The 15,595-nt window shown below is 55.5% G+C and carries 12 protein-coding genes; 5 read left to right on the top strand and 7 right to left on the bottom strand.

Annotated elements, in window-relative coordinates; genetic code table 11:
• Window positions 1–6 precede the first annotated feature (6 nt).
• The 4 genes from hofC to nadC all read right to left on the bottom strand — a co-directional run bounded on the left by hofC (window position 7) and on the right by nadC (window position 4,104).
• Complete coding sequence (gene hofC / locus PZBJ_RS08445; RefSeq protein ID WP_101762103.1) at window positions 7–1,206, bottom strand: protein transport protein HofC; 1,200 nt, start codon at window positions 1,204–1,206, stop codon at window positions 7–9.
• Window positions 1,199–2,587, bottom strand: a complete 1,389-nt coding sequence (gene gspE / locus PZBJ_RS08440) for a type II secretion system protein GspE (RefSeq protein WP_101762102.1) — start codon at window positions 2,585–2,587, stop codon at window positions 1,199–1,201. Before gspE ends, hofC begins: the two co-directional genes overlap by 8 nt.
• A complete protein-coding gene (gene ppdD, locus PZBJ_RS08435) occupies window positions 2,587–3,030 on the bottom strand; it encodes a prepilin peptidase-dependent pilin (protein ID WP_101762101.1) in 444 nt (147 codons plus the stop codon). The genes gspE and ppdD overlap by 1 nt, the downstream gene beginning before the upstream one ends.
• Before the next feature lie 177 nt (window positions 3,031–3,207).
• A complete protein-coding gene (gene nadC / locus PZBJ_RS08430; protein ID WP_101762100.1) occupies window positions 3,208–4,104 on the bottom strand; it encodes a carboxylating nicotinate-nucleotide diphosphorylase in 897 nt (298 codons plus the stop codon).
• A 180-nt stretch (window positions 4,105–4,284) separates the two neighbouring features.
• On the opposite strand from nadC, the gene ampD reads away from it, so the two are divergent.
• Both ampD and ampE read left to right on the top strand, forming a co-directional pair.
• Window positions 4,285–4,836 (top strand): 1,6-anhydro-N-acetylmuramyl-L-alanine amidase AmpD, encoded by a 552-nt coding sequence (gene ampD, locus PZBJ_RS08425; protein ID WP_101762099.1) that lies wholly within the window; start codon window positions 4,285–4,287, stop codon window positions 4,834–4,836.
• 16 nt (window positions 4,837–4,852) lie between these two features.
• On the top strand, window positions 4,853–5,707 hold the full coding sequence (gene ampE / locus PZBJ_RS08420; RefSeq protein WP_101762098.1) for a beta-lactamase regulator AmpE: 855 nt from the start codon (window positions 4,853–4,855) through the stop codon (window positions 5,705–5,707).
• Here ampE and PZBJ_RS08415 read toward each other — a convergent pair.
• The 3 genes from PZBJ_RS08415 to aroP form a co-directional block, all read right to left on the bottom strand.
• A complete protein-coding gene (locus PZBJ_RS08415; RefSeq protein WP_101762097.1) occupies window positions 5,689–6,642 on the bottom strand; it encodes a glycoside hydrolase family 43 protein in 954 nt (317 codons plus the stop codon). The genes ampE and PZBJ_RS08415 overlap by 19 nt on opposite strands.
• Window positions 6,639–8,045: a glycoside-pentoside-hexuronide (GPH):cation symporter gene (locus tag PZBJ_RS08410; RefSeq protein WP_101762096.1), complete on the bottom strand. Its 1,407-nt coding sequence runs from the start codon at window positions 8,043–8,045 to the stop codon at window positions 6,639–6,641. The genes PZBJ_RS08415 and PZBJ_RS08410 overlap by 4 nt, the downstream gene beginning before the upstream one ends.
• A gap of 161 nt (window positions 8,046–8,206) precedes the next feature.
• Window positions 8,207–9,562 carry an aromatic amino acid transporter AroP gene (aroP, locus tag PZBJ_RS08405; RefSeq protein WP_101762095.1) on the bottom strand — a complete coding sequence of 452 codons (1,356 nt, stop codon included), beginning with the start codon at window positions 9,560–9,562 and terminating at the stop codon, window positions 8,207–8,209.
• Window positions 9,563–10,075: 513 nt separating this feature from the next.
• Between aroP and pdhR the strand changes: the two genes are divergently transcribed.
• The 3 genes from pdhR (at window position 10,076) to aceF (ending at window position 15,550) form a co-directional block, all read left to right on the top strand.
• On the top strand, window positions 10,076–10,840 hold the full coding sequence (gene pdhR / locus PZBJ_RS08395) for a pyruvate dehydrogenase complex transcriptional repressor PdhR (RefSeq protein ID WP_008108566.1): 765 nt from the start codon (window positions 10,076–10,078) through the stop codon (window positions 10,838–10,840).
• A gap of 127 nt (window positions 10,841–10,967) precedes the next feature.
• Entirely contained in the window at window positions 10,968–13,634 is a 2,667-nt protein-coding gene (gene aceE, locus PZBJ_RS08390; RefSeq protein WP_101762093.1) for a pyruvate dehydrogenase (acetyl-transferring), homodimeric type, read from the top strand.
• 14 nt (window positions 13,635–13,648) lie between these two features.
• Window positions 13,649–15,550 (top strand): pyruvate dehydrogenase complex dihydrolipoyllysine-residue acetyltransferase, encoded by a 1,902-nt coding sequence (aceF, locus tag PZBJ_RS08385; RefSeq protein ID WP_101762092.1) that lies wholly within the window; start codon window positions 13,649–13,651, stop codon window positions 15,548–15,550.
• The last annotated feature ends 45 nt before the right edge of the window (window positions 15,551–15,595 follow it).

Raw genomic sequence — 15,595 nt, 5'->3', positions numbered from 1 at the left:
AGCCCGTCATCGAATGGCATCACCAAGACCAAATACCGGCAGATACATTGCAATCACTAAAGTGCCAACTATCCCGCCGATTACCACCATCATCATCGGTTCCAGCGATGCCGCCAGAGCATCAGCGCGCGCTAATGTTTGCGCCTCATGCCACTCCGCCAGCCGTGCCAGCATCACATCTAATGCACCCGCTTCTTCACCCACTCGGATGAGTTGGGCACAAAGAGGTGTAAACAGCAGATGCTGTTGCAGCGCCTGATGCAGCGGCGCACCCGCAGCAATGTGTTGCTGCAACTGAACGATGGCATCGCGCCACAATCGCGATACCAAGGTCACTTCAACCGCCTGCAGGCTTTGCAACAAGGTCAAACCGGATTGTTGTGTAAGTTGCAGGATGGCGTATATCTGGCTGAGCTGCCCGCCGCGCCACAGCGAAGATAACAGTGGCATGCGCAGTAACCATTGATGTACGCGTTTTTGCCACGGTACCGAACGTCGATAAGTCTGCTGCACAATCATCACTAATACGGCACCTACTAGCGACAGCGGCAGCGCGGCCTTCTGCAGCAGTTCTGACAGCGACATCACCGCAGCAGTAAAAGCGGGCAGCGGCGCATCAAAACTGGCATAGACAGAGACAAATTCTGGCAAAACAAACAGCAGCATGCCAGCACTGACCGCGAGCGCTACCAGCAAGATAAACAGGGGATAGCGCAGCGCCTTCACCACTTTTTGCCGTAAGTATTGCTGCTTGCTTTGCTGCTGCGCCAGTTGGCGACAGCACTCGTCGAGTTGGCCGGTTAATTCACCCACTTGCATCAAAGCGGGAAACAGCGGGGGAAAGATTTGCGGCCACTCCTGCAAGGCTTGCGAGAAGGGCTCACCGGCGATGACGCGGCGCTGCAATCCTTTCAGTAATACCCGCCAACCGGCATGAGGATGGCCTTCTGCCAGCAGAATCAGACTTTCCGCCAGAGGTAAGCCGGCCTTTAGCAGCGTCGCCAGTTGCCGCACCAAATCGATTTTTTGCTGCCACTTCCAGTCGCGCGAACGCCAGCATTTTCCACGCTGCCAGTTCACCGGCAGCATGCCGCGATCGGAGAGTTGATTGAGCAACGCATCCTGGCTGGCATTAAGTGATTCGCCCTCCTGCAGCACACCCATGGTATCAAGAGCCTGCCAGCGGAAATGATAGAGATTAGCCATCGCCCAGTCCCACCACGCGCTGCATCTCTTCGAAAGAAGTATCGCCGCGACTTACTGCTTCCAGCCCCGCAGCTAGCAATGTTTTCATTCCCTGTTCATTTGCCAGCGTTAGCAGATGTTCCAGCGGCATATCTGCCGAGATAGCATTCTGCAATTTGCTGGTTAGCGGCAAGACTTCAAACAGCGCCAGTCGCCCGTAATAGCCGGAGAAGCAGTGATCACAGCCCGGCGCTCGCCAGGTTTGCAGTGTGCCCGGCCAGAGTTCGGCCGGCAGATGGGCGATGGCTTGTCCCGGCTGACGGCAATGCACGCACAAGCGTCTGACCAGACGCTGCGCCACCACCAACTGCAAAGCGGGGCCCAGCAGATAACCGGGAATATCCATCTGGCGCAGGCGCGTCAGGGTTTCAGCAGTCGAGTTAGTATGCAGTGTGGAAAGCACCAGATGGCCGGTCTGCGCTGCTTTAACGGCGATGCTGGCCGTCTCGGCATCACGGATTTCCCCCACCATAATCACATCGGGATCCTGGCGCAGTAGTGCGCGCAGCACACGATTGAAATCGAGCCCGCTACGCGGCTGGATCTGCGTTTGATTAATACCATCCAGCGGGATCTCAACCGGATCTTCCACGCTACAAACGTTCTTCTCTGGCACATTAAGCGCGCTTAACCCGCTATAGAGCGTGAAGGTTTTACCGCTGCCGGTCGGTCCGGTGACCAGAATCAAACCCTGCGGTTTCGCCAGCGCGTTTTTCAGTAAACGCAGCTGTGCTGCGGGCATGCCGAGTTTATCGAGGGTGATGGCGCTGTTTTCACTTTGTAGCAGCCGCACCACGGCTTTTTCACCCTGGCTTACCGGTAGCGTTGAGAGTCGAAACGCCGCCAGTTTGTCCTCTATTTCCAGCGTAAACTGTCCGTCCTGCGGCAGACGCCGTTCGGCGATATCCAATCCTCCGAGAATTTTCAGGCGCGCCAGAATCGCAGCGGGTTGTGCTTCAGAAGGCTGCGGTAGTTTGTGCAACACGCCATCGATGCGCAGACGCACCCGCAGTCCATGGCGCTGCGGTTCAAAATGCACATCTGAGGCGCGCCGCTGAATGGCCTGGCGCAAAATCTGATCGACCGCGTTAATCGCTGACTCAGCGCTGGCCTGTTCACGTGGTGCTGCAGCGGCATCCGGCTCGTGCAGCAACTGCTCAAGCCGTGCCGCAGGCCAGCACTCGACCTCCACCTTGCACTGGCTGGCGAACTGTAGCGCTTCCAGCAGCAGCGGATCGGGTGTGTCGGCTACCGCTACGCGCAGTAGCGTGGCGTCATGGTGCAGAATCACCGCCTGATAACGGGCGCACAACGTGTGCAGTGCACTATTAGGGTTGTCCATCAGTTGGCATCCTTGTCGGCAAAGCGAAACTGCTCGAGGCAGCTATCGCGCAGGCTGCTGTTATCGCTGGTACAAGTGCGTTGCCAGCTCAACGTGCCATCCGTTGCGCTCCAAATCGGCAGCATTTCAACCGTTAATCCGCTGAGACTTTCCTGGCCGGTCAGGTTGATGGTTCCGTTGACCACGCTCAGCGTTGCCACATAGCGCGAACCTTTGGCCACCGGAATGCCGCGTTCTCCTGCCTGACACTGCGCCGGTCCGCCGCGCTCAATGGCACAGAGTTCTACTGCTGTTTTGTACGGCACCATGGTTTGCAGCATGTCGGTGAGCGCTGCGCGTTGCAGGTAGTTTTGATAAGCCGGTAAACCGATGGCGCTGAGAATGGCGACGATGCCAATCACAATCATTAATTCGATAAGGGTAAAACCGCGTTGTCTGTCCATAGTGAGGCTCCTTGTTGTGGAGCCGCTACGGTAGAAAAGGGCGAGGGAAAGCGGAAGTCATGGCTGCGCGAGGCTGGAAAGCATCGCGCAGAGAATCGTCAGATTTACAGCGGAGATAACAGCATTTTGGAAGCCAGCTCGCATATCTGCCGCACTAACACGCGGCAGAACGGGGCATTAAAGCTCGCGGAAACGCATCGACAGATCCAGCGCGCGCACATGTTTGGTCAGCGCGCCGACAGAAACATAATCAACGCCGGTCTGGGCAATTTGTGGCAGCGTGGTTTCGGTTACGTTGCCGGAGACTTCAAGCAGCGCACGTTTGTGGGTTAGCGCAACCGCTGCATGCATCATCTCAAGGCTAAAGTTGTCGAGCATGATGATGTCCGCTCCGGCATCGATGGCATCCTGCAGTTCCGTCAGCGATTCAACTTCAACTTCTACCGGCACATCCGGCGACAGCCACAGCGCTTTTTCTACGGCGTTACGCACCGAGCCGCTGGCGATAATGTGGTTTTCTTTTATCAGGAAAGCATCCGAAAGGCCTAAACGGTGGTTATTACCGCCACCGCACAACACCGCATATTTCAGCGCGGTACGCAGGCCTGGCAAGGTCTTGCGTGTATCAAGCAACTGGGTTTGGCTGCCCGCCAGCAGGGCGACATAACGGCTGACCTCGGTGGCCACGCCAGAGAGCGTCTGCACGAAGTTGAGTGCGGTGCGTTCTGCGGTTAACAGCAGGCGCGCCGGGCCGGTAAGCTCGAACAGCAGCTGATCGGCAACCAGCGCTTGTCCATCTTCAACATGCCAGTTAAGAGTGACTTTATTACCGAGCTGGATAAAGACTTCCTCTACCCAGCGTTTACCACAAAAAACACCGGCTTCACGGGTGATGACTTTTGCCACCGCCTGCTTGTCTGCCGGCAGCAGCAACGCCGTGATATCGCGATCCGCATCCACTTCGCCGCCTAAATCCTCCTGAAGCGCCCGGGCAACGGCCTCCGGGATATCCTGTTCAATACGTTTAATTAGCTCCTGACGGCGATGATCGGGATCGTAACGACGCGTTGCCATGGTTTGCCCCTTATAAGACGAAATTTCGTGCGCTCACCTTAGCCTGATTTATCGACCATTGCCAGTTGCTGGCGGTGAAATGTTTAGTATCCTGAACTCAACTGTGTCGGCGCATTAAGTCGCAAGTCTGCTGAGTGAAACATGTTATTCTCAGCCTGATTTTGCTTAGGATTTAACAGCATGAAACTGGAAGAGGGCTGGATTACCAGCGCGCGTAAAGTACCTTCACCACACTTCAATCAGCGTCCAAATGATGAAGTGCCCTCGCTGTTGGTGATTCACAACATCAGCTTACCGCCCGGTGAGTTTGGCGGGCCGTGGATTGATCGCTTATTTACCGGCACGTTGCCTGCCGATGCGCATCCCTATTTTGCGGACATCGCCCATTTACGCGTGGCGGCGCACTGTTTAATCCGTCGCGACGGCGAGCTGGTGCAATACGTCTCTTTCGATCAGCGCGCCTGGCACGCCGGCGTGTCGCAGTTTGAAGGACGTGAAAGCTGCAACGATTTTTCCATGGGCATTGAACTGGAAGGCACTGATACGCTGCCCTATACCGATGCCCAGTACGCGACTTTGCAACAGGTGACTCAACTCCTGCTGCAGCACTATCCGTTGACGCCTGCGCGCATCACCGGCCATAGCGATATCGCACCAGAGCGGAAAACCGATCCCGGTTCCTCTTTTGACTGGTTGCGCTATAAAGAATCCATCAGGCAGGAGAATCCCTGAGACAGCAGGAGCGGGTATGACGTTGTTTAGCTTGTTATTGGTTTTAGGTTGGGAACGCCTGTTTAAGTTGGGTGAGCATTGGCAACTGGACCATCGGCTGGAGCCGCTGTTTCGTGGCCGCCAGCGTTTTTCCCTGCTGCGCACGCTGATGATGACAGTGATAGCGATGCTGATCGTCTGGCTGGTGGTGTGGAGCCTGAAAGGCATCTTGTTTGGCGTGGCGCAACTGCTGTTCTGGATTTTGGTGGGATTGCTGTGTATCGGCGCGGGTTCGGTGCGACTGCATTATCACAGCTATCTCAAAGCGGCGAGCCATGACGATGAAGCGGCGCATCAGGCGATGGCGGCTGAACTGACGCTGATTCACGGCGTGCCGGTTGAGTGCAGCGAGCGCGAGTTCCTGCGTGAACTGCAGAACGCGCTGATTTGGATTAACTTCCGCTTCTATCTTGCGCCGCTGTTCTGGTTTGTGGTCGGTGGACCTTACGGCCCGGTGCTGCTGGTGGGTTATGCGTTTCTGCGCGCCTGGCAGAGCTGGCTGGCGAAGCATCAGTCGCCGCTGGCGCGCTCGCAGTCTGGCGTTGATCGTCTGCTGCACGTTTTGGACTGGATCCCCGTGCGTTTGGCCGGCGTGGCTTACGCGTTGCTCGGCCACGGCGAACGTGCGCTGCCAGCGTGGTTTGCCGCGCTGGGCGATCTGCATCGCCCGCAATATCAGGTGCTGACCAGCCTGGCGCAGTTCTCGCTGGCGCGCGATCCGCACATGGATAAAGTTGAAACGCCACGTGTTGCAGTGGCGTTGGCGAAACGTATTTCTCTGGTGCTGGTGGTGGTGGTCGCGCTGTTGACGATCTACGGCACGCTGGTGTGATCGGCTGGCGGCACGCCAAAATCCGGTGTGCCGTCTTCACGCCAGTCGAAATATTTCAAGCGCGTATGGCGATTCGGATCCCACAGCGGATCGCCCTCAATTTCGGTGTAATTGCGTGCGTGATACACCAGCACCGCTCTTCCCGCTTCATCCACCGTAAAGCTATTGTGTCCCGGTCCGTATTGCTGATTATCCCAGCTGGTGGCAAATACCGGCCGCGCGGATTTACGCCAGGCGTTGATGTTGAGCGGATCGGCCAACACATCAATGCTTAATATCCCCAGACAGTAATTTTCATCGGTCGCGCTGGCGGAATAGGTGACAAACAGCTGGTCGCCATGCTGAATTACCGCCGGTCCTTCATTAACGCTAAATCCTGCGCACTCCCATTCATACTCCGGTCGGCTCAGCATCAGCGGGGCGCTTTTTAGCGTCCACGGATTGAGCAACTCGGCGAGATACAGGTTAGAGTTTCCGGGAATCGCCGGATCTTTTTGCGCCCACAGATACCAGTGTTTACCTTGATGGTGGAAGTAGGTGGCGTCCAGTGAGAAGGAGTCGATGGGCGTATGTACGCGGCGGCAGGGCTGCCAGTTACCGCTCAGCGGATCGGCATCATTACACACCAGCGCATACATGCGGTGCTGGAACAGGCCATCTTTTATCGCCCGCGTCGGTGCGGCAGCGAAATAGATCACCCATTGCCCGTTGATGTGATGCAGTTCTGGCGCCCAGATCAGCGCGCTAAAGGGGCCGGTATCCGGTTTGTGCCACACCGTTACCGCTTCTGCCTCAATCAGGCCAGCCAGCGTTGAGGCATAGCGAATCTCCAGTCGGTCATATTCCGGCACCGAGGCGATAAAATAGTAGCCATCGGCATGGCGCAGAATAAAGGGATCGGCGCGTTGCGTAATAAAAGGATTGGGCCAGCTCATTTGATCTCTCCGGGTTGCGCAGTCGCAGAGGACGCGATAGGGGATTCGTGGTGTGAATGGGCACGGCGCAGCGCCAGATCGGCCTGAATCGTACGCATTAAGTTGCGATCCACTTTCATTAAACGCACCACGCCGGCGGTGATCAGATATCCCACGCCCGGAATGACCGTGAACAGCAGCATGATGCCGTTAATCGCGTTGGGGGTCTGCTGTTTTGCGCCGGCATCGTAGCCATAAATCGACAGCAGGAAACCGACCATCGCCCCCGCCACCGCCAGCCCCACTTTGAGGAAGAACAGGTTGCCGGAGAAGCTCATACCAGTGATGCGTTTGCCGGTTTTCCATTCGCCGTAATCATCCACGTCGGCCATCAGCGACCAGTGCAGCGGCGAGGGAATCTGGTGCAGGATATTCAGCAGGAAGTAGGCGATGACCACCGCGACGGTGGCGTGCGGATCAATCCAGTAGAAGCCGCAGGAGAACAGCGCCAGCGCGATGTTGGTCCAGAAGAACACCTTGAGCTTGCACCAGCGATCGGTGAGGATTTTTGCCAGTGTGCTGCCGAACATCATGCCGATGACGCCAAGGCTGATAAACAGCGTGGCAAAGTGCGTTGATTGCCCCATCACCCAGGTGACGTAGTACATGGTGGCGGCCATGCGGATAAAACCGGGGCAGACGTTGCAGAAGGTCAGCAGCAGAATGCGCACCCACTGATCGTTTTTCCACACGTCGCGCAGATCTTGTTTCAAATCATCGTTGCTTGGCGTCGCAGGATGAATGCGTTCACGCACATTGGCAAAACAGAACAGGAACATTGCCAAACCGATCAGCGCTAGCACGCCCATGGCCATTTGGTAACCGCGCGCTTTGTTGTCGCCTCCAAACCATTCGGCCATCGGTAACAGCGAAAGTGAGAGGATCAGCGTGGCAATGCCCACCATCACAAAGCGATAGGACTGACATGACACGCGCTCACCCGGATCGTTGGTGATCACACCGCCCAGCGAGCAGTAAGGAATGTTGATGGCGGTGTAAGTGAGTGACATCAGGAAGTAAGTGACAAACGCCCAGATAACCTTGTTGTCGTAGCTCCACTCCGGCGTGGTGAACATCAGCACGCTAAACAGCACGTAAGGCACGGAAACCCACAGCAGCCACGGACGAAAGCGGCCCCAGCGACTGTGCGTACGATCGGCAATCGCCCCCATGATCGGATCGGTTACCGCATCAAGTACGCGTACCGACAGTAATAGCGTACCGACCAGCGCCGGGGCTAAACCAAACACATCAGTGTAGAAATAATTGAGGAACAGCATGATGGCACCGCCAATCATGTTGCATCCGGCATCGCCCATGCCATATCCCAGTTTCTCTCTGAACGAGAGGGCTGCTCCTTTCATTGATCGTCTCCAGCGATATGATGAGCAGGAATTATCTGTGCAAAATCAGTAATCTGCTGGGGAGCAAATGGTCGGGTAGATGGACAAAACGCGCGGGCGGGGAAAAGTGTGAGCCAGATCAGAAGTGCTGCCCGGCAACAGCGTGCCGGGCAGGAACAACATTACGCTTTCTGTAGTTTGTTTTTGATGGTGTAACCGATAGCCAGAATCACCAGCCATACCGGAATCAACCATACCGATATCGCCATGCCTGGCGTCATCAGCATAATGACCAACACACCGGCGAGGAACACCAGGCAAATCCAGTTACCCAGCGGATAGAGCACCGCTTTGAAGCGCGTGGTGACACCTTGCTGGTCTTTCTTTTTACGGAATTTCAGATGCGCGAGGCTGATCATCGCCCAGTTGATCACCAGTGCAGAAACCACCAGCGCCATTAGCAGGCCAAAGGCTTCGCCTGGCATCAGGTAGTTGATCAGTACACACAGCAGGGTCGCTACGGCTGAGACCAGAATGGTGGCGACCGGCACGCCGCGACTGTCCACTTTCAGCAATGCTTTCGGCGCGTTACCCTGTTGCGCCAGGCCGAACAGCATGCGGCTGTTGCAGTAAACGCAGCTGTTGTAAACCGACAGCGCCGCCGTCAGGATTACCACGTTCAGCGCGTTGGCCACAAAGGCATCGCCCAGCTCATGAAAAATCAGCACGAACGGGCTGGTATCCGCCGTCACGCGCGTCCACGGCAGCAGCGAGAGCAGCACCGCCAGTGAGCCAATATAGAAAATCAGAATACGCCACAGCACCTGATTGGTGGCTTTCGGGATGCTCTCTTGTGGATTGTCGGCTTCTGCGGCAGTGATGCCCACCAGCTCCAGACCACCAAACGAGAACATAATGATTGCCATCATCATCACCAATCCGGTCATGCCGTGAGGCAGGAAGCCGCCCTGATCCCACAGGTTGCTGACGCTCGCCTGCGGGCCGCCGTTGCCGCTAAACAGCAACCAGCCACCGAACAGAATCATGCCGATGACCGCGACCACTTTGATAATCGCGAACCAGAACTCCATCTCACCGAACACTTTGACGTTGGTCAGGTTAATGGCGTTGATCAATACAAAGAAGATGGCGGCGGTGGCCCAGGTAGGAAAATCCGGCCACCAAAATTGTACGTACTTGCCCACAGCGGTGAGTTCGGCCATGGCAACCAGCACATACAGCACCCAATAGTTCCAGCCCGAGGCGAAACCGGCGAAGTTGCCCCAATATTTGTAGGCGAAGTGACTGAAGCTGCCGGCAACCGGCTCTTCAACCACCATCTCGCCGAGTTGGCGCATGATCAGAAAGGCAATAAAACCGGCAATCGCATATCCCAGAATCACGGCCGGACCGGCCGATTGAATCACTGATGCGCTACCCAGAAACAGGCCAGTACCTACGGCTCCGCCCAGCGCAATCAGCTGAATATGGCGATTCTTTAAGCCGCGGTGCAGCGTGTCGCCATGCTGTTGTTTCATACAAACCTCGTGATGTTGTTATTGTGCACCTGCAGTGCGCGCACTGTAAGGCTGTTTACCTTAATGTATTCTTTTCTTTACGGTATCTGGCGTGCTGTGTGCATGCATGAGCTACCACGGCGTTCAGAATAGTGATAAGCGCGTCAGTTTGCACCTGCTTTTGCTTTTTGTGCTGAGAGATGACTGAAAAAGCAGCAGCATCCTCTGCGCGCCCGTCGCAGTATTTCTGCCATGAAAAAAGGGTGAACACGAATAGGTTTCCCTTATGGTTGGGCCGTTTTCTGGGCGCTAACTCAGTGTAAGGTTAGGTAAAAGTGCAATTCATTAACATTTGCCGCGTGCGGGTGATTTCTCGCTTGATGCCGGTAGGTTAGCGCACCAGCGCTACGATCATCCCCTGAAGTGTGACCGCACCCATATAGACACAAGGTGAATACTTTGTTACTTTACCGGCACCATTTTTCAATTGGTATTACCAATTTACTCCGGACGTTTGGCTGATAAGAAGGGAAGATGGCCTACAGTAAAATTCGCCAACCCAAGCTCTCCGATGCGATTGAGCAACAGCTGGAATCCCTCATTATGGAAGGGACGCTCCAGCCGGGTGAAAAACTGCTCCCCGAGCGTGAACTGGCGAAACAGTTTGATGTCTCACGTCCATCCCTGCGCGAAGCGATTCAGAGCCTGGAAGCTAAAGGCCTGCTGCTACGTCGTCAGGGCGGCGGCACCTTCGTCCAAAAAAATCTCTGGCAAAGCCTGAGCGACCCGCTGGTCGGTCTGCTTGCCGAACATCCAGAATCTCAGTTTGACCTGCTGGAAACCCGCCATGCGCTGGAAGGCGTGGCTGCCTATTACGCGGCACTGCGGGGAACCGATGAAGATCTGCAGCGCATCCGCGACTGCCACGTTCATATTCAGCAGGCACAGGACAGCGGCGATCTCGACGCCGAAGCGGATGCAGTGATGAAGTATCAGATCGCTGTCACAGAAGCCGCCCATAATGTGGTGTTGCTGCATCTGCTGCGTTCCATGGGCCCTATGCTGGAACAAAACGTCCGTCAGAATTTTGAATTGCTCTACGCTCGTCGGGAAATGCTGGCGAAAGTGAGCGGTCACCGCGCCAGTATCTACGAGGCGATTGTGGCTCGTGAGCCAGAACAAGCACGCGAGGCATCTCATCGTCACCTGGCGTTCATTGAGGAAATCTTGCTGGATAGAAGTCGGGAGCAGAGTCGTCGTGAACGCTCCCTGCGTCGTTTACAGCAACGTAAGGAATAACGCACGGCAACGAACGTGCGGAAAACACGACGGGCCTGTCTTCTTGTGCTGTGAACCAGAAGCAAAGCACAAGAAGACAGGCTCCTGATAATTTCAACGTATTAGACACAGATAAGGAATACACCCCATGTCAGAACGTTTACAGAATGACGTGGATCCGATCGAAACTCGTGATTGGCTACAAGCGATCGAATCGGTCATCCGTGAAGAAGGTGTTGAGCGCGCGCAGTATCTGATTGATCAGGTAATGAGTGCAGCACGCAAAGGTGGCGTGAAAGTTGCCGCAGGTTCCTCTGCAATCAGCAACTACATTAACTCTATTGCTGTTGAAGATGAGCCGGACTATCCGGGCAACACCTCTCTTGAACGTCGTATCCGTTCCGCAATTCGTTGGAACGCCATCATGTCGGTGCTGCGTGCGTCGAAAAAAGATCTGGAGTTGGGTGGCCATATGTCCTCCTTCCAGTCTTCCGCGACCATTTATGAAGTGTGCTTTAACCACTTCTTCCGCGCGCGTAGCGACAAAGACGGCGGCGATCTGGTTTTCTTCCAGGGTCACATTTCTCCAGGTATCTACGCCCGCGCCTTCCTTGAAGGTCGTCTGAGCGAAGACCAAATGAACAACTTCCGTCAGGAAGTGCAGGGCAAAGGTCTCTCTTCTTACCCGCACCCGAAACTGATGCCGGATTTCTGGCAGTTCCCAACCGTATCAATGGGCCTGGGTCCGTTGAACGCGATCTATCAGGCGAAATTCCTGAAGTATCTGGAACACCGCGGTCTGAAAGACACCTCAGCACAAACCGTTTACGCCTTCCTCGGTGATGGCGAGATGGATGAGCCGGAATCCAAAGGTGCGATCACCATCGCCACCCGCGAGAAGCTGGACAACCTGGTGTTCATCATCAACTGTAACCTGCAGCGTCTGGACGGCCCGGTCACCGGTAACGGTAAGATCATCAACGAGCTGGAAGGCATCTTTGCCGGTGCTGGCTGGAACGTGATCAAAGTGATTTGGGGCGGTCGTTGGGATGAACTGCTGCGTCAGGACACCAGCGGCAAGCTGATTCAGCTGATGAACGAAACCGTTGATGGCGATTACCAGACCTTCAAATCCCGTAACGGCGCGTACGTACGTGAGCACTTCTTCGGTAAATATCCGGAAACCGCAGCTCTGGTGAAAGACTGGTCAGACGAAGAGATCTTCGCGCTGAACCGCGGCGGCCACGATCCGAAGAAAGTCTACGCTGCACTGAAAAAAGCGCAGGAAACCAAAGGTCAGCCAACGCTGATTCTGGCCCATACCATCAAAGGTTATGGCATGGGTGATACTGCTGAAGGTAAAAACATCGCGCACCAGGTTAAGAAGATGAACATGGATGGCGTTCGCTACATCCGCGATCGCTTCAATGTGCCGGTTGCCGATGACAAAATCGAAGAGCTGCCATACGTCACCTTCGAAAAAGGCTCTGAAGAGTACAACTATCTGCACGGTCAGCGTGAGAAGTTGGGCGGCTACCTGCCAACGCGTCAGGCTGAGTTCAGCGAGAAGCTGGAAATGCCAACGCTGGAAGAGTTCCGTCCACTGCTGGAAGAGCAGAATAAAGAGATCTCCACCACCATCGCCTTTGTGCGTGCATTGAACGTGATGCTGAAGAACAAGTCGATCAAAGATCGTCTGGTTCCAATCCTTGCCGACGAAGCCCGTACCTTCGGTATGGAAGGTCTGTTCCGTCAGATTGGTATCTACAGCCCGAACGGTCAGCAGTACACCCCGCAGGACCGCGAGCAGGTTGCGTACTATAAAGAAGACGAGAAAGGCCAGATTCTGCAGGAAGGGATCAACGAGCTGGGCGCAGGTTCATCCTGGCTGGCGGCGGCGACCTCTTACAGCACCAACAACCTGCCGATGATTCCGTTCTACATCTATTACTCGATGTTCGGCTTCCAGCGCATCGGCGATCTGATGTGGCTGGCCGGCGATATGCAGGCACGCGGCTTCCTGGTGGGCGGTACTTCAGGTCGTACTACGCTGAACGGTGAAGGCTTGCAGCACGAAGATGGTCACAGCCACATTCAGTCGCTGACTATCCCGAACTGTATCTCTTACGATCCGTCTTACGCGTACGAAATCGCGGTCATCATGCAAGATGGCCTGGTGCGTATGTACGGCGAAGCGCAGGAAAACATCTACTACTACATCACCACGCTGAACGAAAACTACCACATGCCTGCGATGCCGCAGGGTGCGGAAGAGGGTATCCGTAAGGGTATCTACAAGCTGGAAACCGTAGAAGGTAGCAAAGGCAAAGTGCAGCTGCTGGGTTCAGGTTCAATTCTGCGTCACGTGCGTGAAGCCGCGCAGATCCTGGCGAAAGATTACGGCATCGCTTCTGACGTCTACAGCGTAACCTCGTTCACCGAGCTGGCGCGTGATGGTCAGGATTGTGAGCGCTGGAACATGCTGCACCCAACCGATGAGCCACGCGTACCTTACATCGCGCAAGTGATGAACGAAGCACCGGCCGTCGCATCGACCGACTACATGAAGCTGTTCGCAGAACAGGTTCGCAGCTACGTGCCTTCCAGCGATTATCGCGTGTTGGGTACCGATGGCTTCGGTCGTTCTGACAGCCGTGAAAACCTGCGTCACCACTTCGAAGTGGATGCATCGTATGTGGTTGTGGCTGCGCTGGGTGAGCTGGCTAAACGCGGTGAAATCGATAAGAAAGTGGTGGCAGAAGCCATCACCAAATTCAATATCGACGCCGATAAAGTTAACCCGCGTCTGGCATAAGAGGTAAGAGAGTAATGGCTATCGAAATTAACGTACCGGACATCGGGGCAGACGAAGTTGAAGTCACCGAAATCCTGGTAAAGGTGGGCGACAAAGTTGAAGCTGAACAGTCGCTGATCACCGTGGAAGGCGATAAAGCCTCCATGGAAGTGCCTTCGCCGCAGGCGGGCGTGGTTAAAGAGATCAAAATCTCGACCGGCGACAAAGTAGAAACCGGCTCGCTGATTATGATTTTTGACGCAGAAGGTGCCGCAGAAGCGGCGCCAGCGCCAGCAGAAGAGAAGAAAGCGGAAGCCGCTCCTGCTCCAGCTGCTGCCGCTGCTGCGGTCAGCAAAGAAGTCAACGTACCGGACATCGGCGGCGACGAAGTTGAAGTCACTGAGATCCTGGTCAAAGTGGGCGACACCGTAACGGCTGAGCAGTCGCTGATCACCGTTGAAGGCGACAAAGCCTCAATGGAAGTCCCGGCACCGTTCGCGGGCGTGGTGAAAGAGATCAAAATCTCCACCGGCGACAAAGTGAACACCGGTTCACTGATCATGGTGTTCGAAGCAGAAGGCGCAGCGCCGGCGGCTGCTCCAGCAGCTAAACAGGAAGCGGCTCCAGCAGCAGCACCTGCGGCTTCTGGCGCTAAAGACGTCAACGTCCCAGACATTGGTGGCGACGAAGTTGAAGTCACCGAGATCCTGGTGAAAGTGGGCGACAAAGTCGCTGCTGAGCAATCCCTGATCGTGGTTGAAGGCGACAAAGCCTCAATGGAAGTGCCTGCACCGTTCGCCGGTACCGTGAAAGAGTTGAAAGTGTCGACTGGCGATAAAGTCAGCACCGGTAAACTGATCATGGTGTTCGAAGTGGAAGGCGCGGCACCGGCACCGGCTGCGGCGTCTGCGGCTAAGCAGGAAGCGGCTCCAGCGGCAGAAGCCGCGAAACCGGCAGCGGCCCCAGCAGCAGCGAAAGCGGATGCGAAAGGCGAGTTCGCTGAGAACGATGCTTACGTACACGCGACGCCGGTGATTCGTCGTCTGGCGCGCGAGTTCGGTGTCAACCTGGCGAAAGTCAAAGGCACTGGCCGTAAAGGTCGCATCCTGAAAGAAGACGTGCAGACTTACGTCAAAGACGCGGTGAAACGCGCTGAAGCGGCTCCGGCTGCAGCAGCCAGCGGCGGAAGCCTGCCAGGTCTGTTGCCTTGGCCGAAAGTGGACTTCAGTAAGTTCGGCGAAATTGAAGAAGTGGAACTGGGCCGTATCCAGAAAATCTCCGGTGCCAACCTGAGCCGTAACTGGGTGGTGATCCCGCACGTTACACACTTCGACAAAACCGATATCACCGATCTGGAAGCGTTCCGCAAACAGCAGAATGCCGAAGCAGAGAAACGCAAACTGGATGTGAAATTCACGCCAGTGGTGTTCATCATGAAAGCCGTTGCCGCTGCTCTTGAGCAGATGCCACGCTTCAACAGTTCACTGTCTGAAGATGCACAGAAACTGACGCTGAAGAAATACATCAACATCGGTGTGGCGGTTGATACGCCAAACGGTCTGGTGGTTCCAGTGTTCAAAGATGTGAACAAGAAAGGCATCACTGAACTGTCCCGCGAGCTGATGGCGATTTCGAAGAAAGCGCGTGATGGCAAGCTGACCGCCGGCGACATGCAGGGCGGTTGCTTCACCATCTCCAGCCTTGGCGGCCTGGGCACCACGCACTTCGCGCCAATCGTCAACGCGCCGGAAGTGGCTATCCTCGGTGTTTCCAAGTCAGCGATGGAACCGGTGTGGAACGGTAAAGAGTTTGAGCCGCGTCTGATGATGCCGATCTCACTCTCCTTCGACCACCGCGTGATCGACGGTGCTGATGGTGCGCGCTTTATCACCATCATCAACAACACACTGTCCGACATTCGCCGTCTGGTGATGTGAAGTTAATCAAGGCCGGCGAAAGCCGGCCTTGTTGTAAGCATTCAA

It is taken from the genome of Pantoea endophytica (assembly GCF_002858935.1).
GTDB classification, from domain to species: domain Bacteria; phylum Pseudomonadota; class Gammaproteobacteria; order Enterobacterales; family Enterobacteriaceae; genus Pantoea; species Pantoea leporis.
This window is presented reverse-complemented; position numbering and strand designations above follow the sequence as displayed.